The organism is Inquilinus sp. 2KB_23 (genome assembly GCF_052115705.1).
Classification (GTDB): domain Bacteria; phylum Pseudomonadota; class Alphaproteobacteria; order DSM-16000; family Inquilinaceae; genus Inquilinus; species Inquilinus ginsengisoli_A.
Window position 1 is genome coordinate 99,125 of the sequence record NZ_JBFRHF010000014.1, and the last position, 21,359, is coordinate 120,483.

Sequence of the window (21,359 nt, forward strand, 5' to 3'; positions counted from 1 at the left end):
GTTTCAGCCTTCCTGGGCTGCGGCAAAGGCGTCCAGCGTGCGGGTGGAATAGACCAGCGCGGCACCGGCGTTGACGCTGATGGCGACGCCGAGGGCCTCGGCGATCTCCTCGCGGGTGGCGCCGAGCTTGCGCGCGGCCTCGGTGTGGACGGTGATACAGCCGTCGCAGCGCAGCGAGATGGCGACGGCGACCGCGATCAGTTCGCGGGTCTTGGCGTCGAGATGATTGGTCTTGGCCCCGGCGCCGCCGAGTGCCGCATAGCCGCGGACCGTGTCCGGGCTGAGCTTGCCGAGGTCGCCGACACCGGCGATGAGCTGCTGCCGGTAGGTGTTCCAATCGAGCATGTGCATGATGGTCTCCGTTGGTTGGTGATGCAAAGATGAGCCCTGGCCTGCGCCTTGAGGATGCCCGCGAGGCGCAACCGTATGGCCGACCGGATCAATCACGGATTTTCAGACCATGGCCGCCGACGATGCCGACGATCCCCTGAGCAGCCTGGCCCCGCTGCTGCGGGTGCGGCCGGTGCTCGACGATCTCTGCCGGTTCGGCGGCACCTGGGCCGCGCCGCATGACGCGGAGGGCCCGGGCTGGGCCTATTTCCACATCGTCACCCGCGGCGAATGCCTGCTCGACCGCGTCGGACATGGCCCGCTGCAGTTGCGGGCCGGCGACGTGCTGCTGCTGCCGCATGGCGACCCGCACATCGTCCGGGCCCGCCCGGATTCGGCCGGCGGCGCCCCCGGCATGGCCCGGGAATACCGCAACGCCATCCGCCACAAGACCAGCCTGGGCGTCGAGCCCGACACCGAGCTGGTCTGCGGCCGGCTGCAGTTCGAGGCGGCGTCCGAGAGCCTGCTGGTCGCGGCCCTGCCCGACGTGATCGTGCTGCGCGCGGCGGACTGGCCGGATACGGAGCGCAGCCGCATCCTGCTGGAGAGCGTCCGCGACGAGCTCGACACCGATCGCGCCGGGGCGGCGGCGATCGCCATCAACCTCGCCAGCGCCTTGTTCGTGATGATGCTGCGCGCCCATCTGGCGACGAGCGGCACGTCCGACGGCCTGCTGCGGCTGCTCGGCCACCGCGCCGCCGCGCGCGCCGTGCTGGCCATGTTGCGCGAGCCGGCGCGGGACTGGACGCTGAACGATCTGGCCGCCCAGGCCGCTGCATCCCGCGCGACCCTGGTGCGGGCGTTCCGCACCGCGGCGGGAACCCCGCCGCTGGCCTTCCTCACCGACCTGCGGCTGGGGCTCGCTCGCCAGCAATTGCTGCGGGGCAAGGCCTCGGTGGCGCAGGTCGCGGCCGAGGTCGGCTACCAGTCGGAAGGCGCGCTGAGCCGCGCCATGCACCGCCGCTACGGCATCCGCCCCGGCGAGCTGCGGCGGGCGGGTGGTGCTGTGGGGTGATTAGTTCTCCAAGGTCTCGCGTAGCTTCCGAAGCGCTTCGAGAACCACATCGGTTGCGTTCAGGATGTCGAGAATATTCAACCTTCCGCCTCCCTTGCCGACGCGCCACATCTTCGGCGTCTCATAGGAGACCGCTCCGGGAATCGCGGCAGCCAGGGTCTCTGCAAAACCGCGAAACCGATCCTTTTCTTCGCCGATAGACCAAGGGATTTCCATCTCTCCGTCCGGCTCGATGCCAAAGACATTTAACGTCCGGCCGCGAGCATTCATGCTGACCAGCAACACCTTTTCGAGTTTCCAGGTGACCTCGAGAGGTTCGCAGTCCCGCAGGAATGTCAGCAATCGGGCCGAAGATGTGCCCAAGGCATGATCCAGACTGGAAAACCAGGCCGCCTGCTTGTTCGATACATCGGCAACCGCGGAAGGTGTGGCAACGTCGTTTGCAGCCGTCAGTGCTGTGGTGGCCGCTCGGGCCTGCCCAGCCTTTCGGGGTTTACTGGTGGCAAGTCGCATCAAGCCGTCCCATGAATCCACAATCGGCGGGCGGGTCCGTGGGTCCATCAACCCAACTTCAGCGATCAGCCAGACGCCTCTGCCAAAATTGCAGGCTTGGCAGGTCGTCAGAAGATTCTCCGGCTCGTTCCCGCCTCCCTTCGCATGCGGGACGAGATGATCGATCGTCGCGGTCAGGGCAAAAAAGGCCGCGTGCTGTTCCCTATTCTTGTCCCCCCAGCGAATGGCGCCGGGAAGCTTGGCCGCAATAGCGAACCGTGCAATCGGCAGGACGACACGGCTGCCACAGAATCGGCAGTGGTAGCCGTCCCGCGCATAGATCGCCGTTGCAATCGCGCGGCCCGGCATGCGCTCGGGAATCTTTTCAAGGGGCAACACGGCATCGGCTTGCCCCTCGATACGCCGGTACCGATGGATATCGTGGTCCACGCTTCCCATGATGCGCGATGCCCAGTCGTGGACGACGGGCATATCCGCACGTTGGATGCGATCCCGGACGAGTTCCTCATCGCCTACCAGCAAACCGTCCGCTGCCTCGCTCAGCAAGTCGGCGGCTTCTCGCAATTCCGGGATGGGCGGCAGAAGGCATTCCCTCGGCGCCTGATGATCTTCTCTGAGCATGCGTCCCCCCTGCAGTCTGGCAGGCGCTTCCTATGCGTGCTTCGTCCGGCGCCTTGCGCCAAGTATGCGTCGAGCCGGTCCCTATCCGCGAGTCCAGCATCCCGACCGTTGACCATTCGATGTATTCCATGAAATATATCGTTCGAGACGATCGAGCACCCTCGACGCGTCTCCCAGGTTGCGTTCCGGTCCGTCCCAGGCCCGGCGCGCGGCCCAGCCTCAAAGGGGCGGCGAGATCTTCGCCGCTCCTTTTTTCTGAGCCTGCGCAGGCTTGTCGACAAACTGCATTCTCCGAGCCTATCATTCCGCAAAGCAGGTTGCGGGAAGGATACGCCCTTGGCACGGACGTCGAAGACACGGGGCGATCACGGCACGGCCGAACCCGCCGAGCCGCGCACCCGCGGCAAGGGCGTCGCCACGGTCTATGAGGCGCTGAAGCACGACATCCTCGACCTGGTCGTCGCCCCCGGCTCGGCCCTGGACGAGACCCGCATCGCCGAACGCTTCGGCCTGTCGCGCACGCCGATCCGCGAGGCGCTGGTGCGGCTGGCCGGCGAAGGGCTGGTCACCACCCTGCCGAACCGCAACACCATCGTCGCGCCGATCGACTTTTCCGCCCTGCCCGCCCATTTCGACGCGCTGACCCTGATGCACCGGGTGACGACGCGGCTGGCGGCGCTGCGCCGGACGCCGCGGGATCTCGAGGAGATCCGGGCGCACCAGGCCGAATTCGCCCGCACGGTGGCCGGGGCCGACGCCATCGGCATGTCCGACACCAACCGGGACTTCCACCTCGCCATCGCCCGAGCCGGCCGCAACGCCTATTACACCGAGCTGTTCGGCCGGCTGCTGGACGAAGGGCGGCGGCTGAACCGGATCTACTACGCCTCCTTCGACGACCATCTGCCGGCGGAGTTCGTCGCCGAGCACGAGGCCATCATCCAGGCGATCATCGATCGTGACGCCGAACGGGCCGACAGCCTGGCCCGCGCCCATGCCGGCCAGGTCGTGCGCCAGATCCAGGGATTCCTGGCCGGCGGCGTCGGCGGCGACGTCGCCCTGGGCCCCGCCGCCGAACCTCCCGCCGCTTCGCATCCCGCCTGAAAGGCCCGATCATGACCGCAAGACCACACCGCCTGGGCGCCCTGCGCCGCGCCATGGCAGCCGCCGGGCTGGATGCCGTCGCCCTGGTGCCCGGCGCCAACTTCCAATACGTCACCGGCGGCCGCTTCGGCACCAATGAGCGGCCGATCGTGCTGATCCTGCCGCTGGAGGGCGAAGCCCGGCTGGTGCTGCCGGTGCTGGAGGGCAACAGCTGGAACGCCCTCGATTTCCCGGCCCGCGTGTTCCCCTGGCAGGATGCCGACGGCTATGACGCCGCCTTCCGCGCCGCGGCGGACGGGCTGGCGCTGCGCCGCCTGGGCGTCGAAGGCCAGGGCATGCGGGTGTTCGTGCAGATCGCCCTGGCCCGCCATCTGCCCGGTGTCGAACTGGTCGACGCGCAGAAGGCGATCTCCGCCATCCGGCTGCGCAAGGACGCGACCGAGATCGCGGCGCTGCGCCGCGCCATCGCCTTGTCCGAAACCGCGCTGGAGCAGACCCTGGCGGCGGTGCGCATCGGCCTGTCCGAGCGCGAGATCCAGGGCCTGCTGATCGGCCATCTCTTCGCCGGCGGGGCCGATGCCCTGTCCTTCTCCCCGATCGTCGCGGCCGGCGGCAAGGCGGCGGAGCCGCATGCCCATGCCGGTGATGAAAAGGTGAAGCGCGGCGACGCGCTGCTGTTCGATTTCGGCGGTTCGGTCGACGGCTTCAGCGCCGACATCACCCGCACCGTCTTCGTCGGCGAGGCCGATGCCGAGTCCCGTGAATTCTACGAGACCGTGCTGGCCGCCAACCGGCTGGGCCACGCCACGGCGCGGGCCGGCGTCACCGCCCATGCGGTCGACGACGCGGTGCTGTCGCTGCTGGAGGCGTCACGCTTCAAGGACCATGTCATCCACAAGACCGGGCACGGCCTGGGCCTCGACATCCATGAGGATCCCTACATCATGCGCGGCAACCACCAGGTGCTGGAGCCGGGCATGGTCTTCACCATCGAGCCCGGCCTCTACCACGCCGGCCGCATCGGGGTGCGGATCGAGGACGACGTGGTGGTGACCGAGACCGGCGTCGACAGCCTGACCAGCTTCCCTCGCGACCTGCGCATCGTCGGCTGACGGATGGTCGGCATTGCCGTCATCGGTGGGGGCGTGATCGGCTGCGCCGCGGCTGCCTGGCTGGCGGCGGACGGGCATGCGGTCACGGTCTATGAGCGCCGGGCGGAGGACCGCCACGCCTCCGCCGGCAATGCCGGGCTGCTGGCCTTTCCGGAGATCACGCCGCTGGCCCGGCCGGGCGTGCTGGGGTCGGTGCCGCGCTGGCTGATGGACCCGCTGGGGCCGCTGGCCCTGCGCTGGCGCGACCTGCCGGCGCTGACGCCCTGGCTGCTGCGTTTCCTGGCCGCGGCCCGGGCCGGGCAGGTCGAACGGTCGACCGCCGCGCTGGGCGGGCTGATGCGCGGCGCGCTGGACGACCATCACGACCTGGCCCGCCGGGCCGGCCTTCCGAACCATCTGCGCCAGACCGGGGCGATGGATGTCTATGACAACGAGGCCAGCTTCCGCGCCGCGCTGCCGGAATGGGAGCTGCGCCGCCGCCTGGGCGGCCACGACTTCGAGCCGATGACGGCGGACGAGGCCCGGGCCCTGGTGCCCGACCTGACCGGCAGCTTCGCCCGCGCCGTGCTGTGCCGCGCCTATTGGATGGTCGACAGCCCGCTGGCCGTGCTGCAGGATCTGCGCCGCAGCCTGGGCGACCGGCTGGTGGCCGGCGCCGTGACCGCGGTCGAGCCCGGCCCGGACGGGGTCGGCGTCCGCCTCGCCGACGGCACGACCCAGACCTTCGACGCCGTGGTGGTGGCGGCTGGTGTCTGGTCGCGCGAGATCGTCCGCGGCCTGGGGCTGAAGGTGACGCTGGAGGCCGAGCGCGGTTACAACACCACGATCCCAGAGGCGCTGGTGCGCCTGCCGATGCCGGTGGTGTTCGCCGATCACGGCTTCGTCGCCTCGCCTTTGGCCGACGGGCTGCGCATCGGCGGTGCGGTCGAATTGGCGGCGGTCGACGCCCCGGCGAACTACGCCCGCGCCCGGGCGCTGCGTCAGAAGGCCAGGGCTTACCTGCCAGGGATTCCGGAGACCGGCGGCACCGAATGGATGGGCCGCCGCCCGTCCACCCCCGACAGCCTGCCGGTGATCGGCCCGCATCCGCGCGACCGGCGCATCGTCTTCGCCTTCGGCCATGGCCATCTCGGCCTGACCCTGTCCGCCACCACCGCCCGCCTCGTCTCGGCTATCCTCTCCGGCACGCCGGCCCCCGCCCCCTTCGGCATCGAACGGTTTCAGTGAGACCCGGACCATGAGCAAGAGCAGCTTCTTCTGCATCGACGCCCACACCTGCGGCAACCCGGTCCGCGTCGTCGCCGGCGGCGGCCCGCCGCTCAAGGGCGCGACCATGAGCGAGAAGCGCCAGGCCTTCCTGGCGGAGTTCGACTGGATCCGCACCGGGCTGATGTTCGAGCCGCGCGGCCATGACGTCATGTCGGGGTCGATCCTGTACCCCGCCAGCCGCGACGACACCGATGCCGGCATCCTGTTCATCGAAACCTCGGGCTGCCTGCCGATGTGCGGCCACGGCACCATCGGCACGGTGACCGTGATGATCGAGGAAGGGCTGGTGCGGCCGAAGCAGCCGGGACGGCTGCGGCTGGAGGTGCCGGCCGGCATCGTCGAGGCGGAATACGAGCAGGACGCGGCCGGCCATGTCGTCTCGGTCCGCATCCGCAACGTCGCGTCGTTCCTGCATGCCGAGAAGCTGGCGATCGACCTGCCCGGCTTCGGCCCGCTGGTCGCCGACGTCGCCTATGGCGGCAACTTCTACGCCATCGTCGAGCCGCAGCCGGGCTATGCCGACCTGGAGGATCTGTCGGCCGGCGAGATCCAGCGCCTGTCGCCGATCGTCCGCCGGCTGATGAACGAGCGCTACGACTTCGTCCACCCCGACGACCCGACCATCTCGGGGCTGCGCCATGTGCAATGGACCGGCCGGCCGAAGCACCCGCAGGCGCATGCCCGCAACGCCGTGTTCTACGGCGAGAAGGCGATCGACCGGTCGCCCTGCGGCACCGGCACCTCGGCCCGCATGGCCCAGCTGGCGGCCCGCGGCCAGCTGAAGACCGGCGACGCCTTCGTGCATGAGAGCATCATCGGCAGCCTGTTCCATGGCCGGGTCGAGGACACGGCCAAGGTCGGCGGCCACGACGCCATCATCCCGTCGGTCGCCGGCCAGGCCTGGATCACCGGCTACAACACCATCTTCCTGGACGATCGCGACCCGTTCGTGAAGGGCTTCACGGTGCTGTGATGGCGCCCATCCGCTACACCGTCACCGACATGCACACGGCGGGCGAGCCGGTGCGGATCTTCACCGGTGGGGTGCCGGAGCTGCGGGGCGCGACCCTGCTGGAGAAGCGGCGCGACGCCATGGCCAACCACGATTCCGTGCGCCGCCACCTGATGTTCGAGCCGCGCGGCCATCGTGAGATGTACGGCGTGTGGCCGACCTCTCCGAGCCACCCCGGCGCCGCCCTGGCCGTGCTGTTCACGCACAATGAGGGCTATTCCACCATGTGCGGCCACGCCACCATCGCGCTGGGTCGCTGGGTGCTGGACCAGGGGCTGGTGCCGAAGCAGGCGCCGGAGACGCGCTTCGTGCTGGAATGCCCGTGCGGGCCGGTCGAGGTCTTCGTCGCGGTCGATGCCGACGGCCGGATCGGCGACGTCGCCTTCGAGAGCGTGCCGGCCTTCCTGGCGGTGCCGGACCTGCGGGTGGAGGTGCCGGGACTTGGCCCGGTGACGCTCGACATCGCCTATGGCGGCGCCTTCTACGCCATCCTGCCGGCGTCGCGGCTGGGGCTCGACCTGCGGCGCACGCCGGTGGCGGCGCTGCACGACGCCATGACCCGGATCACCGGCCACCTCCGGGCGACCGAGACGATCCGCCATCCGCGCGAGCCGGATCTCGGCTTCCTTTACGGCACCATCCTGACCGACGACGCCGTGCCGGGCCAGGGCCCGAGCTGGAACCTGTGCTGGTTCGGCGACGGCCAGATCGACCGGTCACCGACCGGTTCCGGCGTCACCGCCCGCCTCGCGCTCGAACACGCCAAGGGTCGGATCGCGTCGGGTGTCGACTGGGAGGTCCGCGGCCTGTCCGGCGCGCCCTTCACCGGGCGCATCGCGCGGCTGACGGCCGACGGCGTGGTCGCCCGCGTCGCCGGCCGCGGCCATTATGCCGGCGAGGCCAGCTTCACGATTGAACCCGACGATCCCCTGCCCGACGGCCTGGCGGTGCCGGAACGGCTGGAGACGCTGTGGTCCCGTTGACGCTCGATCGCACTTGAAAATTTGGTCAAAATGACCAATTCTAGGACAGTTGCAGAGCAACGGAGGCTTCCATGAGCGTCCCTGTCCCGTTGGCAGAAGCCAAAGCCCAATTGTCCTCCCTCATCGACCGAGCCGAGTCCGGCGAGGAGATCGTCATCACCCGCCACGGCAAACCAGTGGCGAGGATCGTCGGGTTGCCCGAGCAGCGGGAACCTCGCAAGCCGGTCAACAGCCTCGGCCTAACCTATGTCGCGGATGACTTCGACGCACCGCTGCCTGCGGAGATCCTCAAGGCGTTCGGCGTCGAATGACGTCACTTCTGCTCGATACCCACATCTTCCTGTGGTGGATCGATCAGGATCCCCGACTGACTTCCCGCACCCGGGACGCCATCGCCGATCCCGGCGCCCGGGTCGTCGTCAGCGCCGTCTCGGTCTGGGAAATCGGCATCAAGCGGGATCTCGGCAAGCTCAGATTCACGCGCAAGCCGACACAGACGATTCTCGACAACGGCTTCGCGTCGCTGGACATCACTGTGGACCACGCCGAGGCGGCGCCCGCCCTGCCCCGCCTTCATGCCGATCCGTTCGATCGGATGCTGATCGCCCAGGCCGTGGTCGAACGGCTGGCGCTGGTCACCGCCGACGACCAGATCCGGGCCTATGCCGGGCAGGTGGCGGGGCTGAGCCTGTTCGAGGCCGCCCCGCCGCCAGGCTGAACCCCTTCTGCCTCAGACCCCGTATTTCGCCAGGTCCGGCCGCTTGGCCAGGGCGGTGCGGACGATGGTCTCGACCCGGTCGCGCTCGGCGCCCTGTAGTTCCAGCCGGGGCTGGCGCACCACGGTCGAGGTGCCGCGCACGATGGCCTCGGCCAGCTTCACGTTCTGGACGAAGCGCAGCGAGACGTCGAGGTGCAGCAGCGGCATGAACCAGCGGTAGATCTCCAGCGCCTCGGGGATCCGGCCGGCGGCAACCAGCTTGTGGATCGCCACCGTCTCGCGCGGGAAGGCGCAGACCAGGCCGGCGACCCAGCCGACGGCACCGAGCATCAGGCTTTCCAGCGCCAAATCGTCGACGCCGGTGAAGATGTCGTAGCGGTTGCCGACGGTGTTCAGGATGTCGGTGATGCGGCGGACGTCGCCCGAGGATTCCTTGATCGCGACGAAGTTCGTCTCGTCCGCCATCTCGGCGAACATCTCCGGCGTGATGTCGACCGCATAGGCGACCGGGTTGTTGTAGACCATGATCGGCAGGTCGGTGGCCCGCGCCACGGTGCGGAAATGCTGGATCGTCTCGCGCCGGTCGGAGACGTAGCGCATCGCCGGCAGCAGCATCAGCCCGTCCATGCCTGCGGCCTTGGCGCGTTCGGCCAGCGCCACCGCGGCACGGGTCGAATCCTCCGCCACGGTCAGCAGCACCGGCTTGCCGCGGGCGGCTTCCTTGGTAGCATTGGCGATCGCCATCTTCTCGTCGGCGGTCAGGGTGCTGGCCTCGCCGATCGAGCCGCAGCAGATGATGCCGTCAACGCCGGCGTCGATCTGGAACGCGACATCGGCGCGCACCTCGGCCAGGTCGACCTCCTGCCGCGCATCCATCTTGGTGGTGATCGCCGTGTAGACCCCGGCCCAGCGCTGTCCGCCCATCGCCCTGTCATCCCCTTGTGATCCGCCGCCGCCTGGGTCGGCCGACTTAGAATACCTTCTGTATTTTATTTGTCGACAAAATCCGGCGGAACGAAGCGAGCCCTTCGCCAATCGCATTGCACCGCAGCATTTGACGCAGATCTATGTTGCAGTGCGAAATGGTAGGATCATTCAGTCAATGCATAGAGACGCAGCCCAGAAGCCGCTCAGCGGCCCCAGCCCCGCCCTCTTTGCAACACATTTTACGGGCATTCGACCGGTACGCCTTTCAGGGCGAAGTCGGATGATCCGGATCAACAGGTGAAGGTTTCGGGAGCAATCCAATGCCTGCCGTCAAGAACGTCCGTTACGTCACCAAGCGCGAATATCCGACGATGGAAGACGCGCTCTACGCCGCCGAAGGCCTGACCGCCGATTACGAGGAGCGGCTGCAGATCGCCGCCGAACTCAGCGGCGTCTCGGTCGACGAGGTCCGCGCCGTGGCCGACGCCCAGGCGGCGGAGATGGCCAAGCGCTCGACCATGCGCATGACCTCGACCGTCCGCTCGAACAGCGGCAGCGCCGTGGTCGTGGAGCGTCGCCGCACCCGCACGGTGGTGATGCCGCGCTCGCTGACGCTGGCCTAACCAAGCAAAACCGGCATCGGGCGCCCGCTTCTCAGAGCGGGCCGCCCGGCGCCGCGACCTTCTCGGCGATGCCGCGATTGCGCGTCAGCATCGCCATCACCGCGCCGCGCGCCTTCTCGGGGTCGCGGCCGCGGATGCCCTCGGCGATGCCCATGTGGTAGTCGGCCGAGGCGCTGTAGGCGAATTCCGGCGCGATGCCGTGCGCCGAGACCACGAACTGCACCCGCAGCAGCACGTCGAGCGACCGGGCGAAGCCGGACAGCAGGCGGTTGTGCGAGGCGTTCAGCACCGCCAGGTGGAAGCGGACATCAGTGTCCAGCACCTGCGGCATGGTCTCCACCGCCAGCCGCGCCGCCAGCGCCACGATCTCCTCCGCCTCCTCCGCCGTGGCGCGCAGCGCCGCCAGTTCGGCCGCCCGCGGCTCGATGATCTCGCGCAGCTCGGCGATATCGACCAGGAAGCGGCCGATTCCGTCCGGCTCCTGCAGATGCCAGGCCAGCACGTCGGGGTCGAGGATCGACCAGTCCGGCCGCGGCCGGATGCGCGAACCGTAGCGCCGGGCGGTGCGGATCATGCCCTTGCCGGCCAGCACCTTGATCGCCTCGCGCAGCGCATTGCGTCCGACCGCGTATTCGGCGGCCAGCTCGGTCTCGGTCGGCAGCGGCCCGTCCTCGGCATAGCGGCCGGCGACGATGGCGCGGCCCAGCGCCTGGACGGTCTGGCGCACCACGCCGCCCGCCAGCGACCGGCCGGGATCGCCGGACAGCGTGCGCTCGAGGATGGCGACCAGCCCGTCCGGGTCCCCTCCCCCTGGTTCCGATCCGCTGGAGAGGAGGGCCCGTCGATCCGTCAATGCCACGCCATCGAAATGAAAATCAGAAGATGCTCGCCGAGGTCGTCATCGGACACCAGCGCGAGAGCCTGAGATAAGGTACCAGCACCCGAAGCGCCGCGTCATCCCCGATGCGCGACAGCGCCTCGACCGCATAGCCGCGGACATAGCGGTTGGGATCCGTGGTCAGCACCCGCCCCAGCGCCGGCACCGCGGCGGCGGCGGCCGGCCCCATCCGGGTCAGGCCGAGCACGGCGTCGAACCGCACCTCCTCATCCGCATCGTCCAGGCTGCGGGCCAGTGCGGCGACGATGGCATCGTCGGCCGGCTTCAGCCCCAGCGCCTCGACCGCGGCGATGCGGATATGGGTGTCGGCATCATCCAGCACCGCGATCAGGGAGTCGCGCACCTCGGCTCCGGTCCCGGCGATCTCGCCGAGCGCGAAGGCGGCGAGCTTGCGCGCCCGGTCGGTGCCGCTCTTCAGCAGATCGAGCAGCGCCGGCACCGCCGGCAGGCCGATCTCGACCAAGCCGTAGCCGGCGGACAGGGCGATGCAGTCCTTCGGCGTCAGCCGGCCGGCGTCGCTCTTCTGCGTGCCATCCTCCGGATCGCGCCTGGTGTCGGCCCCGACCCGGTCCAGCAGCGCCGGCAGCGCCGCCTCGCCGATCGCACCGAGAGCATAGGCGGCGTCGAGCTGCAGCGCCTCGTCGTCGCCCTCGAGCCAGGGCAGCAGCGCCGGCACCAGGGCGGCGGCCCCGGCGCCGAGATCGGCAATCGCCGACATCGCCGCCGCGGCTTCGGCCGGTGTTCCGGCCAGGGCCGCCCGCAGCGCGTCGAGATCGGCCCTGCCGCCGGCAGCCGTCGTCCCGGTCAGCCAGCGCCACTGCGCCTTCCACACCGCCTCCATGGCGAAGGACGGCGCCTGCTCAACCGCCTGCCAGGTCGGGTCGGCATGGTGCCAGTCCGGTTCGCCGACCGGCGCCATGCGGATGAATTCGAACTTCATCATGAACCGCTTGTCGGCGGTCAGGTTCTTCATCTTCCTGTGCCAGATGTCGTAGTGGATCAGCAGCACCGACCCGGCGGGGCCGGACCCGTTCCGCTCCAGCGCATCCGGATCCTTGATCCCGGCGGCGAGCAGGTGGCTGCCCGGCACCACCCCGGTCGGCCCTAGCTCGGCCGGCGTGTCCTGGGGGTAGTACATGATCATGACCCAGCGCGGCCGGTGGTTGCGCACCCGGCGCATGTAGCCCCAGTAGCTGTCCTTGTGGAAATGCTGGATCGGCGACCCCGGCGGGTTCTTATGCAGCGCCCGGTGGGGATGCATGATGTAGTCCGGCCCCAGCACGCTGGTCAGGGCACCTTTCACCACCGCATCCTCGAACACCGCGTTGATCTCGGGCACCAGCGGCAGCAGGTTGTTGCCGGGGTTCTCGTGCCGGTCGTCGCCGATCAGGTCGTCGAAGCGCCGGAAGATCTGGTCGTGGAAGGATTTCGGCAGCGCCGTCTGCAGCACCAGATAGCCGTTGGCCAGGAACTGGCGCATCTGCGCGTCGGTGAGCAGCCGCGGCGTCTCGGTCTGCGCCGGAACATGCATGTCCATGGTGTCTCTCCCATCCGGCGCGGCGTCGATGGCTGTGGCGCGGCGCTGTATCGTTCGGGCCCGTTGACCGGGTCATGGCCAAGATTGACTCTCTAAGTGGGATTTAGCAATCGGAATCTCATCATAAATCCTATCTAGAAACCGTCACCCTCGTCATCGCGAGCCCGCAGGGCGTGGCGATCCAGCGGCTCGATCTCTGGATCGCCACGCCCTGCGGGCTCGCGATGACGACAAACGGGGGCATCACCGCCCCCCAAAGCCCGAATTCATGGCGATGCCGCCGAAGATGTAGCGCTGCAGCAGGACGGTCAGGACGATGCCGGGCAGCATCGAGATCGCGGCCCCGGCCATCATGTAGTTCCACTGGGTGCCTTGCTGGGTCTGGAACAAGGTGAGGCCGAGCGGGATGGTCGCGTGTTCCGTCCCGTTCACGATGATCAGCGGCCACAGGAAGCTGTTCCACTGGGCGGTGAAGGTGAACAGCGCCAGCAGGCCAAGGATCGGCAGCGACATCGGCAGGATGATGCTGACCAGGATGCGCAGGCGCGAGGCGCCGTCGCACAGCGCCGCCTCCTCCAGCTCGCGCGGGATGTTCTTGAAGAACTGGCGCAGCATGAAGGTGCCGAAGGAGCCGAAGGCGACCGGCAGGATCAGCGCCTGGAAGGTGTTGACCCAATCCAGCCGGCTCATCAGCAGGAACAGCGGGATCACCAGCACCGCCTGCGGGATCATCAGCGTGCCGAGATAGGTCAGGAACAGGGTGTCCCGCCCGACGAAGCGCAACCGGGCGAAGGCATAGGCGGCGAGGCTGGAGACCGTCAGCACGATCACGGTGACCGCCGCGGCCACCATGGCGCTGTTCAGGAAGAAGCGGCCGAAGGGCAGGTAGAACCAGGCGTCGATGAAGTTGCCCCACTGCCACTGGCTGGGCAGCAGCCGCGGCGGCACCGCCAGCACCTCGCCATTGGACCGGATGGCGTTGGTCAGCATCCAGAAGAACGGGAACAGGAAGGCCAGCGCCACCAGGGACATCGCCCCCTGGGACACCAGCGTGCCCGCGGTGACGGGGCCGTTGCGCCCACGGCCCCGCGCCAGACTGCGATCAGGCGTCATAATGCACCCACTTCCGTTGCAGCCGGAACTGCAGCGCCGTCAGCGCCATGATGATGATGAACATCACCCAGGCGATCGAGGTCGCGTAGCCCATCCGGTAGGTGGTGAAGCCGTTCTGGTAGATGAAGAAGCCGAGCGTGGCGGTGGCGACGCCGGGCCCGCCGCGGGTCATGGAATAGACCTGGTCGAACACCTGCAGCGCCGTGATCGCGGTCATGACAGTGCCGAAGAACAGGGTCGGCGAGATCAGCGGCAGCTTGATCCGCCAGAAGCGCTGCCAGGCGGTGGCACCGTCGATCTTGGCCGCGTCGAGATAGGTCTGCGGGATCGAATCCAGCGCCGCCCCGAACAGCAGCAGGTTGTAGCCGAAGCCGGACCACAGCGAGACGATCACGATCGCCTGCATCGCCCAGGCCGGGTCGACCAGGAAATTCGGGATCGGCAGGCCCAGCGTCCCGACGATCCAATCCATCAGCCCGCCGGGGGTGAAGATCAGCAGCCAGATCACCGACACGCCGATCATCGGGGTGAAGGTCGGCAGGAAGAAGATCAGCCGGAAGAACCGCTTGCCCCAGCGCAGGCTGGAGATCCAGACCGCCATGCCGACCGCCAGCACGATGTTCAGGACCAGGTATTCCACGGTGTAGAGCGCCGTGTTCCGCAGCACGTGCCAGAAGCTGGGGTCGACGGTGAACAGCCTGATGTAGTTGGCCAGGCCGACGAATTTGGGCTGGGCCAGCAATTGCCAGTTGGTGAAGCTGAGCGCCAGCGAGGCCAGCAGCGGCAGCAGCAGGAAGGCCAGGAACCCCAGCAGGCTGGGCAACAGGAACCAGAATGCGGCCCGGCCCTCGCTGCGGAACCCGCGGCGCCGGGACCGGACCGGGGCGGCTGCGCCCGCCCCGGTCCGCACGTCGAGATTGCCGGCCTGCACGCTCATTCCGAGGCGAGGCTCTGCACGGTGTCCAGCACCTGCGGCCCGGTCTGCGACCCGCCGAAGGCCAGCGGCACATACTGCTCCAGCAGTTCCGCCACCGTGTTCCAGTTGGCGGTGGTGCGATAGGGCTTGGCGTTCTGCAGGGCGAAGGAGATCGCCTCTCGCGCGCCGGCGACGCCGGACGCGGCCACGTCGTACCAGTATTTCTGCTGCTCGGTCCGGGCGGCGAAGGCGCGGCCTTCCGAGGCCAAATACTGCTCCGCTTCCGGCCCGGTGAGAATCTGGATGGCTTCCCAGGCCTCCTGCTTGTGCTGGCTGGTCTTGGCGATGCCGAAGCCGGAACCGGCGGTCAGCGTGACGCTGCCGCTCTTGCCCGCGGGCACCGGGGCCAGCCCGATGTGGAAGGTCACCGACTTGCGCTTGTTGATCAGGCTCCACGGCCCGTCGAAATACATCGCGACGTTGCCGGAGGCGAAGCGGCCGCCGATGATCTCGTTGGAGGGCTGGCCGCTGGCGGCGATGACCGGCGCCACCTTATCCTTCGTCACCAGCTCGACCCAGGACTGGAACACCTGCTGCAACGCCGGGTCGGTGAAGTTCAGCTCGCCATCGGCGGTCAGGTAGTTCGCCCCGTCGGACAGGACGAAGGGCAGCCAGTAGTCGACCGACGTGGCGCCGAAACCGTAATTGCCGTCCCGGGTCAGCGCCTTGGCGGCGGCCAGGAACTCTGCCTGGGTCCAGCCCGGCTTGGGCAGCGGCACCTGGTACTTCTCGAACAGGTCCTGGTTGTAGAAGAGCATGAAGGGCCCGAAATCATAGGGCAGCGCGTAGAGCTGCCCGTCGGCGCTCATGCCCTCGATGATCGAGCGGTCGAACTGGCCGAGATCCAGGCCGCTCTTGCTCGCATACTCGGCCAGCGGCTCGAAGATGGTGGTGAAGTTGGGCAGGCGCAGGGACTGGATGCTGACGATGTCGGCCAACTGGTTCGACGCCACGAAGGTCGGCAGCTTGGTCCAGTAGTCGCGCCACGGGGCGGTGCGCAGCTCGACCTTGATGTCCGGGTGCTTGGCGGTGACCATCTCGGCGACGTGCTTCCAGGCGGCGACCTCGGCATCGGTCGAAGCCCACATCTGCCAGGTCAGCGTCACCGGTTCGGCCTGGGCCGGGGTGACGGAAAGAGATGCCGCGCCGGCGGCAACGGCGAGGCCGAGAATGGCGGTCAGCGTCTTCATGGCGTTTGTCCTCCTGTTGCGGCCGCCTTCTGCCGGGCGGCCGCTTGATGGGTGGTCCGGCCGATTCTCAGCCGTCTTTCAAGAACAGCTCCACCACCGGCACGGTCACGTCGGGCCGCCGCACCGGCAGCTCCAGGGTCAGGGTGCCGGCGGTCAGCGGCACATGGGTGTTGCCGCCCAGCGCCGGATCGACCGGCTCCAGCCGCTTCACCTCGCTGGCATCATGCAGCAGCTGGGCATAGGCGACCTTGCCGCCGAGCCCGTCGAGATGCAGGTGGCGGAACGGCCAGGCGAAGATATGGACGTAGAGCCGGTTGCCGTTGCGGGTCAGCCGGCAGTCGCGCGGCACCGCGATCTCCGGGCCGGCCGGGCCGCAGCCATAGATGCTGCGGCCGTGCAGCCCGAGCCAGCGTCCATAGGCCTCGAGCGCGGCCACGGCGCGGTCGTCGAAGCGGCCGCGGCCGGTCGGGCCGACATTCATCAAGAGGTTGCCGCCCAGGGCGACGGTCTCGACCAGCAGTTGGACCAGCTGCTCCGGGCTCTTCCAGCTCGCCTCGTCGCGGTGGTAGCCCCAGGAGCCGGACAGCGTGTGGCAGGATTCCCAGGTCACCGCCCGGCCCAGCACCTGCGGCGCCTGGCGCGGCAGGAACTGCTCCGGCGTGGTGATGTCGGGCGGCACACCCAGCACCTCGTCCAGGTCGAGCCGGTTGTTGACCATGACGTCCGGCTGCAGCTCGCGCACCAGCGCCAGCAGCTTTTCGCTCTCCCAATCCCGGTGGCCCTTGCCCGGCAGCCCCTGGTAGGGCCGGTCGGAGTAGCTGAAGTCGAACCACAGGATGTCGATCCTGCCGTAGCCGGTCAGCAGCTCGCGCACCTGCTCGCGCATGTAGGCGGCGTAGCGGCGGATGTCCCGGCCCCGGTTCAGCGCCGCCACCTCCGGGTGGTTGCGCTGCGGGTGGTGGACGTCGATCGGGAAGTCCGGGTGATGCCAGTCGAGCAGCGAGTAATAGAAGCCGACCTTCAGCCCCTCGGCCCGGAACACCTCGACAAAGGGCTTGATCAGGTCCCGGCCATAGGGAGTGTTGGTCACCTTGTAATCGGTGGCCTGGCTGTCCCACAGGCAGAAGCCCTCATGGTGCTTGGCGGTCAGCACCACGTATTTCATGCCGGCCTTCCGCGCCCGGGCCGCCCAGTCGCGCGGGTCGTAGAGGTCGGGGTCGAAATGCTCGAAATAGGCCTGGTAGGAATCGTCGCCGATCTCCTCCCGGCTCTTCACCCATTCGTGCCGCGCCGGCAGGGCGTAGAGGCCCCAATGGACGAACAGGCCGAAGCGGTCCTGCACGAACCAAGCCTTCTTCTCCTCGGGCAGGAAGGTGGCGGCGGTCACGGCTTGGCCTCGCCGCGCCAGGCAATGCCATCGGGATAGAGATGGTCCTGCAGCGAGGCCGGCTTCATGGCGATGCTGTAGCCGGGCGCGGTCGGCGCGACGTAGCAGCCGTCGGCGATCCGCACCGGGTCGACGAAATGCTCGTGCAGGTGGTCGACATACTCGATGAAGCGGCCGTCCTTGCTGCCGCTGACCGCCACGAAGTCCCACATCGACAGGTGCTGCACGTATTCGCACAAGCCGACGCCGCCGGCATGGGGGCAGACCGGCACGCCGAACTTCGCCGCCATCAGGATGATGGCGAGGTTCTCGTTGACGCCGCCGACCCGGGCGGCGTCGATCTGGCAGAAGCCGAACGCGCCGGCCTGCAGGTACTGCTTGAACATCACCCGGTTGTGGACGTGCTCGCCGGTCGCGACCCGGGTGCCGTGCGGCCGGAGGGCGCGGTCGATCGCGGCGTGGCCCAGGATGTCGTCAGGGCTGGTCGGTTCCTCCACCCACAGCGGCTTGAAGGGCAAGAGAGCGGTCGACCATTCGATCGCCTGGCCGACATCCCAGACCTGGTTGGCGTCGACCATGAAGGTGAGGTCGTCGCCGATCTCGGCCCGCACCAGCGCCGCCCGCGCCAGGTCGGCCTTGCGGTCGGCCCCGACCTTGATCTTGAAGGCCTTGAAGCCCTGGGCCAGCGCCTCGCGCACCAGCCAGCGGATCTTGTCGTCGTCATAGCCCAGCCAGCCGGCGCTGGTGGTGTAGGCCGGATAGCCCTCGGCCAGCAGCCGCTCGATCCGTTCGGCCTTGCCCGCCTGCTGCCGGTGCAGCAGCTCTACCGCCTCGTCCGGCGTCAGCGCGTCGGTGATGTAGCGGAAGTCGATGCAGCGCACCGTCTCCTCGGGCGTCATGTCGGCCAGCAGGCGCCACAACGGCTTGCCCTCGGCCTTGGCCCAGAGGTCCCAGATCGCGTTCAGCATCGCCGCGGTGGCGAGCTGCATCACCCCCTTCTCCGGCCCCAGCCAGCGCAGCTGGCTGTCGCCGGTCAGGCGGCGGTAGGTGGCGCCCATGTCGCGGGTGAAGTCGGCGAGGTCCTGCCCCAGCACGGCCGGCTTCAGCGCCTCGATCGCGGCGCAGACGATGTCGTTGCCGCGGCCGATGGTGAAGGTCAAGCCATGGCCTTCCAGCCCGCCATCGGTCGAAAGCACCACATAAGCGGCGGAATAGTCGGGGTCGGGATTCATGGCGTCGGACCCGTCCAACCGCCTTGCGGTCGGGAAACGGACATCCAGGACGCTGATCCGGTCGATCTTCAAAGCGGTCTCCGTCATCTCGACAAATGCCGCCGGCCCATCGGGCACGGCGCGATCGATCTCGACATCGGGACGCTATCCGGGTCTCTCACCCATGGGCGCTGGTCCCTCCCCACGATGGCGGGCCCCACGATCCGTGACGGCCCTGGCTGGCGGCGTTCCAGCCCCGCTCTTCCGGCGGTTCGTCCCGCCGACGATGTCGACGGGCCTTTGCATTAGGAGTGGGCCCGGCTAGGCTGTCAAGTGGTCAGGCCAGTTCAAGTGGGATTTAGACTTCGATTTTGTCGAACCCGCCCCGGCAGGTCCAGTACCGATTTCGGTCTCCATTTCAGCCAGCAGGGCGCCATGCCCCTTCAAGCGGTCGTCAATCGCAAGCTCTACATCCAGATCGCCGAGCAGATCACGTCGCTGATCGAATCCGGCGAATTCGGGCCGGGCCGGCAATTGCCGTCCGAACGCGACCTGGCGCAGGAGCTGGGGGTCAGCCGCCCAACAGTGCGCGAGGCGCTGATCGCGCTGGAGGTGGCCGGGCTGGTCGAGGTCAGGATCGGGGTCGGCGCCTTCGTCCGCGCCCCGGCCGGCGCCCGGCGGCACCTGCCGATCTCGGACCATTCGGCGCTGGAGATCATGCAGGCCCGCGCCGTGGTGGAGCCGGAGCTGGCGGCGCTGGCGGCCCGGCATGTCACCGAAGACGGGCTGGCCGAACTGGCCGCCGTCGTCGCCGCGATGCGCGGCCAGACCGGCCGGCAGGAATGGTCGCAGGATTCCGACCGGGCGCTGCACATGCTGATCGCAGAGCATTGCGGCAACCAGACGCTGAAGGAGATTGCGCTGGCCCTGTGGCGCAACCGCGAGGAGGGCCTGAGCGCGGCCTTCCACCGGCACCTCTCGCGCCAGCCCGCGCTGCTGAACCAGATCATGGCGGACCATGACGCCATCGCGGCGGCGATCCGGGACCGGGACCCGGACCGTGCGCGCGCGGCGATGGCCGCCCATCTCGACTACGTCCAGCGCCAGATGCTGGCGGTGTGGGACTGAGGCGATCGGAGCGCCGGTCAAGCCCCCCTTCCCCAACCCCGCCGAACCGGCTTATTTTCCCTGGGCTGCAAGGGGAGGAAGCCAGGATGACGCGCGTGGCCCATTGCGCCTGCGGCCAGCTACAGATCCGCTGCAGCGGGGAACCGACCAAGGTCTCGCTGTGCCATTGCCTGGACTGCCAGCGACGCACCGGAAGCCCCTTCGGCATCGCGGCGTTCTTCGACGCGGGCTCGACAGAGGTCTCAGGATCCTCGCACTCGTATCGGCGCGATTCCGACAGCGGTTTCCCCGTCACGTTCCACTTCTGCGGCACCTGCGGGTCCACGGTGTTCTGGTACCCGTCGCGAAGGCCAGCGGCGGTCGCGGTCGCCGTCGGCTGCTTCGCCGACCCACTGTTTCCTGCGCCATCGCAGGCAGTCTACGGTGAACACCGCCACGGGTGGGTGGTGACGCCCGCCTGACAGATCTTTTGGCCTGCCTGAAGACGCCCGGTTTGAGTGACGGGGCTGAGGAACGGATGCCCTGAGCCGGGTCCCAGCGACTACCGCACGCCGGCAGGTGCGGCGATCACCCACAGCGTCGTGCTGCCCATCTTGTCCGGATCGAAGGCGGCGGATTCGAAGGCGATGCTGCGGCCGTCGGGCGACCAGCCCGGCGCGCCGTCATAGCCGCAGCTGCGGGTGAGGCGGACGGGCACGCCGCCGACCGCCGGGACCACGAACAGGTTGGCGTTGTCGATGTCCGACCCGTCGCCGGAATAGACGATGTAGGCGCCGCTGGGGGACCAGGACGGGTCGCTGTTGTCCCCGCCCGCCGCCTGGCCGGTGACGGTGAGCAGGCCGCCGCCGGCGGTGTCGACCGTCATCACATCCACCCGGCCCGGCTGGGTCCGGCGCTGGAACAGGATCCGGTTGCCGCGCGGCGACCATTGCGGCTGGCGGTCGTTGAAGCCGTGCGTCAGCCGGGTCAGTCCGCTGCCGTCGACCTTCACCTTCCAGATCTCACCGGCGGCGTCGGGGTTCGATTCGGCATGCGATTCGAACACGATCCATTGGCTGCGATCGGCCAGGACCGGTGAGATCGACGGTTCCCAGGCCAGCTGGCCCGGCCGGTTGGTGACGCGCGTGCGCGTGCCGCCGGTGCCGGTGACGATGTAGACCTCGTCGCGGTCCACGACGTCGGAGGAATAGACCACTTTGTTGCCCGCGGCGCTCCAGCACTGGCCCGGCAGGTTGACGCTCTGCGCCCCGGTGCCGGGGCTGAGGGTACGGATCGGGGCCCCGCCAGTGGCGGCGACCGTGCGCACCATGGCTCCGCCAAGGTTGTAGCGGCGCTTGAAGTTGGTGAAGGCCAGGGACTGGCTGTCCGGCGCGAAGCACGGATTCTGCAGGCTGCCGGCAACCCCGGTGACCGGGATCTCCCGCGCCGCGTCGCTGCGGCAGGCGGCGGCCTGCTGGGCCTCCGCGGCGACCGGCCAGGCGGCCACCATGATCGCCAGAGCCACTGCGTGTCTTCTCATCGTCGCGTCTCCCCGAAGTCAGATGCGGCGCAGGGGTGACCTGTTCCCTCGCCGGTCCGGGCAGTGTCCGAGACCTCGAATAGGACCACAATCCCCTACAATTCGGGGTTGTG

General features: G+C 68.7%; 22 protein-coding genes. 11 read left to right on the forward strand and 11 right to left on the reverse strand.

The window, feature by feature from the left end; all coding sequences use genetic code 11:
* Positions 1 to 3: 3 nt before the first annotated feature.
* The gene (locus AB4112_RS18985; RefSeq protein WP_441722031.1) at positions 4 to 351 is read right to left on the reverse strand and encodes a carboxymuconolactone decarboxylase family protein; all 348 of its coding nucleotides are present in this window, start codon (positions 349 to 351) and stop codon (positions 4 to 6) included.
* A 109-nt stretch (positions 352 to 460) separates the two neighbouring features.
* On the opposite strand from AB4112_RS18985, the gene AB4112_RS18990 reads away from it, so the two are divergent.
* On the forward strand, positions 461 to 1,405 hold the full coding sequence (locus tag AB4112_RS18990) for an AraC family transcriptional regulator (RefSeq protein ID WP_441722034.1): 945 nt from the start codon (positions 461 to 463) through the stop codon (positions 1,403 to 1,405).
* Here AB4112_RS18990 and AB4112_RS18995 read toward each other — a convergent pair whose 3' ends face one another.
* A complete protein-coding gene (locus tag AB4112_RS18995; RefSeq protein WP_441722037.1) occupies positions 1,406 to 2,539 on the reverse strand; it encodes an HNH endonuclease in 1,134 nt (377 codons plus the stop codon).
* 336 nt (positions 2,540 to 2,875) lie between these two features.
* Between AB4112_RS18995 and AB4112_RS19000 the strand changes: the two genes are divergently transcribed.
* From AB4112_RS19000 to AB4112_RS19030, 7 genes are all read left to right on the forward strand, one after another.
* The gene (locus tag AB4112_RS19000) at positions 2,876 to 3,643 is read left to right on the forward strand and encodes a GntR family transcriptional regulator (RefSeq protein WP_441722040.1); all 768 of its coding nucleotides are present in this window, start codon (positions 2,876 to 2,878) and stop codon (positions 3,641 to 3,643) included.
* Positions 3,644 to 3,654: 11 nt separating this feature from the next.
* Positions 3,655 to 4,755: a M24 family metallopeptidase gene (locus AB4112_RS19005; RefSeq protein WP_441722043.1), complete on the forward strand. Its 1,101-nt coding sequence runs from the start codon at positions 3,655 to 3,657 to the stop codon at positions 4,753 to 4,755.
* Positions 4,756 to 4,758: 3 nt separating this feature from the next.
* Entirely contained in the window at positions 4,759 to 5,982 is a 1,224-nt protein-coding gene (locus tag AB4112_RS19010) for an NAD(P)/FAD-dependent oxidoreductase (protein WP_441722046.1), read from the forward strand.
* Positions 5,983 to 5,992: 10 nt separating this feature from the next.
* Positions 5,993 to 6,997 (forward strand): 4-hydroxyproline epimerase, encoded by a 1,005-nt coding sequence (locus AB4112_RS19015; protein ID WP_441722049.1) that lies wholly within the window; start codon positions 5,993 to 5,995, stop codon positions 6,995 to 6,997.
* Positions 6,997 to 8,019, forward strand: coding sequence for a proline racemase family protein (locus AB4112_RS19020; RefSeq protein ID WP_309793424.1), 1,023 nt, complete (start codon positions 6,997 to 6,999; stop codon positions 8,017 to 8,019). The genes AB4112_RS19015 and AB4112_RS19020 overlap by 1 nt, the downstream gene beginning before the upstream one ends.
* 71 nt (positions 8,020 to 8,090) lie before the next feature.
* Positions 8,091 to 8,330, forward strand: coding sequence for a type II toxin-antitoxin system Phd/YefM family antitoxin (locus AB4112_RS19025; protein ID WP_309793420.1), 240 nt, complete (start codon positions 8,091 to 8,093; stop codon positions 8,328 to 8,330).
* Positions 8,327 to 8,737 (forward strand): type II toxin-antitoxin system VapC family toxin, encoded by a 411-nt coding sequence (locus AB4112_RS19030; RefSeq protein ID WP_309793419.1) that lies wholly within the window; start codon positions 8,327 to 8,329, stop codon positions 8,735 to 8,737. Before AB4112_RS19025 ends, AB4112_RS19030 begins: the two co-directional genes overlap by 4 nt.
* 12 nt (positions 8,738 to 8,749) lie before the next feature.
* On the opposite strand, the gene AB4112_RS19035 is transcribed toward AB4112_RS19030, so the two are convergent.
* Positions 8,750 to 9,661: a dihydrodipicolinate synthase family protein gene (locus tag AB4112_RS19035; protein ID WP_309793418.1), complete on the reverse strand. Its 912-nt coding sequence runs from the start codon at positions 9,659 to 9,661 to the stop codon at positions 8,750 to 8,752.
* A gap of 323 nt (positions 9,662 to 9,984) precedes the next feature.
* Between AB4112_RS19035 and AB4112_RS19040 the strand changes: the two genes are divergently transcribed.
* Entirely contained in the window at positions 9,985 to 10,287 is a 303-nt protein-coding gene (locus tag AB4112_RS19040; protein ID WP_441722057.1) for a hypothetical protein, read from the forward strand.
* A 31-nt stretch (positions 10,288 to 10,318) separates the two neighbouring features.
* Here AB4112_RS19040 and AB4112_RS19045 read toward each other — a convergent pair whose 3' ends face one another.
* The 7 genes from AB4112_RS19045 to AB4112_RS19075 all read right to left on the reverse strand — a co-directional run bounded on the left by AB4112_RS19045 (position 10,319) and on the right by AB4112_RS19075 (position 18,707).
* Complete coding sequence (locus AB4112_RS19045; RefSeq protein WP_441722060.1) at positions 10,319 to 11,140, reverse strand: FadR/GntR family transcriptional regulator; 822 nt, start codon at positions 11,138 to 11,140, stop codon at positions 10,319 to 10,321.
* Between the two features lie 22 nt (positions 11,141 to 11,162).
* Positions 11,163 to 12,722, reverse strand: a complete 1,560-nt coding sequence (locus tag AB4112_RS19050; protein ID WP_309793410.1) for a HEAT repeat domain-containing protein — start codon at positions 12,720 to 12,722, stop codon at positions 11,163 to 11,165.
* A gap of 243 nt (positions 12,723 to 12,965) precedes the next feature.
* Positions 12,966 to 13,835, reverse strand: coding sequence for a carbohydrate ABC transporter permease (locus AB4112_RS19055; RefSeq protein ID WP_309793408.1), 870 nt, complete (start codon positions 13,833 to 13,835; stop codon positions 12,966 to 12,968).
* Positions 13,825 to 14,772, reverse strand: coding sequence for a carbohydrate ABC transporter permease (locus AB4112_RS19060; protein ID WP_309793407.1), 948 nt, complete (start codon positions 14,770 to 14,772; stop codon positions 13,825 to 13,827). Before AB4112_RS19060 ends, AB4112_RS19055 begins: the two co-directional genes overlap by 11 nt.
* On the reverse strand, positions 14,769 to 16,001 hold the full coding sequence (locus tag AB4112_RS19065; RefSeq protein ID WP_309793406.1) for an ABC transporter substrate-binding protein: 1,233 nt from the start codon (positions 15,999 to 16,001) through the stop codon (positions 14,769 to 14,771). Before AB4112_RS19065 ends, AB4112_RS19060 begins: the two co-directional genes overlap by 4 nt.
* 67 nt (positions 16,002 to 16,068) lie before the next feature.
* Entirely contained in the window at positions 16,069 to 17,388 is a 1,320-nt protein-coding gene (locus AB4112_RS19070; RefSeq protein WP_441722065.1) for an alpha-L-fucosidase, read from the reverse strand.
* On the reverse strand, positions 17,385 to 18,707 hold the full coding sequence (locus tag AB4112_RS19075; RefSeq protein WP_441722068.1) for an L-fuconate dehydratase: 1,323 nt from the start codon (positions 18,705 to 18,707) through the stop codon (positions 17,385 to 17,387). The genes AB4112_RS19070 and AB4112_RS19075 overlap by 4 nt, the downstream gene beginning before the upstream one ends.
* A 327-nt stretch (positions 18,708 to 19,034) precedes the next feature.
* Between AB4112_RS19075 and AB4112_RS19080 the strand changes: the two genes are divergently transcribed.
* Positions 19,035 to 19,727: a FadR/GntR family transcriptional regulator gene (locus AB4112_RS19080; RefSeq protein ID WP_441722071.1), complete on the forward strand. Its 693-nt coding sequence runs from the start codon at positions 19,035 to 19,037 to the stop codon at positions 19,725 to 19,727.
* Positions 19,728 to 19,813: 86 nt separating this feature from the next.
* Complete coding sequence (locus AB4112_RS19085) at positions 19,814 to 20,188, forward strand: GFA family protein (RefSeq protein ID WP_441722074.1); 375 nt, start codon at positions 19,814 to 19,816, stop codon at positions 20,186 to 20,188.
* 80 nt (positions 20,189 to 20,268) lie between these two features.
* On the opposite strand, the gene AB4112_RS19090 is transcribed toward AB4112_RS19085, so the two are convergent.
* Positions 20,269 to 21,246 (reverse strand): hypothetical protein, encoded by a 978-nt coding sequence (locus AB4112_RS19090; protein ID WP_441722077.1) that lies wholly within the window; start codon positions 21,244 to 21,246, stop codon positions 20,269 to 20,271.
* Positions 21,247 to 21,359: the final 113 nt, after the last annotated feature.

What these genes read in the sequence shown, in the direction of transcription:
- AB4112_RS18985 (WP_441722031.1), bottom strand. Translation starts at nt 351, where the DNA reads ATGCACATGCTCGATTGGAACACCTACCGGCAGCAGCTCATCGCCGGT.
- AB4112_RS18990 (WP_441722034.1), top strand. Translation starts at nt 461, where the DNA reads ATGGCCGCCGACGATGCCGACGATCCCCTGAGCAGCCTGGCCCCGCTG.
- AB4112_RS18995 (WP_441722037.1), bottom strand. Translation starts at nt 2,539, where the DNA reads ATGCTCAGAGAAGATCATCAGGCGCCGAGGGAATGCCTTCTGCCGCCC.
- AB4112_RS19005 (WP_441722043.1), top strand. Translation starts at nt 3,655, where the DNA reads ATGACCGCAAGACCACACCGCCTGGGCGCCCTGCGCCGCGCCATGGCA.
- AB4112_RS19010 (WP_441722046.1), top strand. Translation starts at nt 4,759, where the DNA reads ATGGTCGGCATTGCCGTCATCGGTGGGGGCGTGATCGGCTGCGCCGCG.
- AB4112_RS19015 (WP_441722049.1), top strand. Translation starts at nt 5,993, where the DNA reads ATGAGCAAGAGCAGCTTCTTCTGCATCGACGCCCACACCTGCGGCAAC.
- AB4112_RS19020 (WP_309793424.1), top strand. Translation starts at nt 6,997, where the DNA reads ATGGCGCCCATCCGCTACACCGTCACCGACATGCACACGGCGGGCGAG.
- AB4112_RS19025 (WP_309793420.1), top strand. Translation starts at nt 8,091, where the DNA reads ATGAGCGTCCCTGTCCCGTTGGCAGAAGCCAAAGCCCAATTGTCCTCC.
- AB4112_RS19030 (WP_309793419.1), top strand. Translation starts at nt 8,327, where the DNA reads ATGACGTCACTTCTGCTCGATACCCACATCTTCCTGTGGTGGATCGAT.
- AB4112_RS19035 (WP_309793418.1), bottom strand. Translation starts at nt 9,661, where the DNA reads ATGGGCGGACAGCGCTGGGCCGGGGTCTACACGGCGATCACCACCAAG.
- AB4112_RS19040 (WP_441722057.1), top strand. Translation starts at nt 9,985, where the DNA reads ATGCCTGCCGTCAAGAACGTCCGTTACGTCACCAAGCGCGAATATCCG.
- AB4112_RS19050 (WP_309793410.1), bottom strand. Translation starts at nt 12,722, where the DNA reads ATGGACATGCATGTTCCGGCGCAGACCGAGACGCCGCGGCTGCTCACC.
- AB4112_RS19055 (WP_309793408.1), bottom strand. Translation starts at nt 13,835, where the DNA reads ATGACGCCTGATCGCAGTCTGGCGCGGGGCCGTGGGCGCAACGGCCCC.
- AB4112_RS19060 (WP_309793407.1), bottom strand. Translation starts at nt 14,772, where the DNA reads ATGAGCGTGCAGGCCGGCAATCTCGACGTGCGGACCGGGGCGGGCGCA.
- AB4112_RS19065 (WP_309793406.1), bottom strand. Translation starts at nt 16,001, where the DNA reads ATGAAGACGCTGACCGCCATTCTCGGCCTCGCCGTTGCCGCCGGCGCG.
- AB4112_RS19075 (WP_441722068.1), bottom strand. Translation starts at nt 18,707, where the DNA reads ATGACGGAGACCGCTTTGAAGATCGACCGGATCAGCGTCCTGGATGTC.
- AB4112_RS19080 (WP_441722071.1), top strand. Translation starts at nt 19,035, where the DNA reads ATGCCCCTTCAAGCGGTCGTCAATCGCAAGCTCTACATCCAGATCGCC.
- AB4112_RS19085 (WP_441722074.1), top strand. Translation starts at nt 19,814, where the DNA reads ATGACGCGCGTGGCCCATTGCGCCTGCGGCCAGCTACAGATCCGCTGC.
- AB4112_RS19090 (WP_441722077.1), bottom strand. Translation starts at nt 21,246, where the DNA reads ATGAGAAGACACGCAGTGGCTCTGGCGATCATGGTGGCCGCCTGGCCG.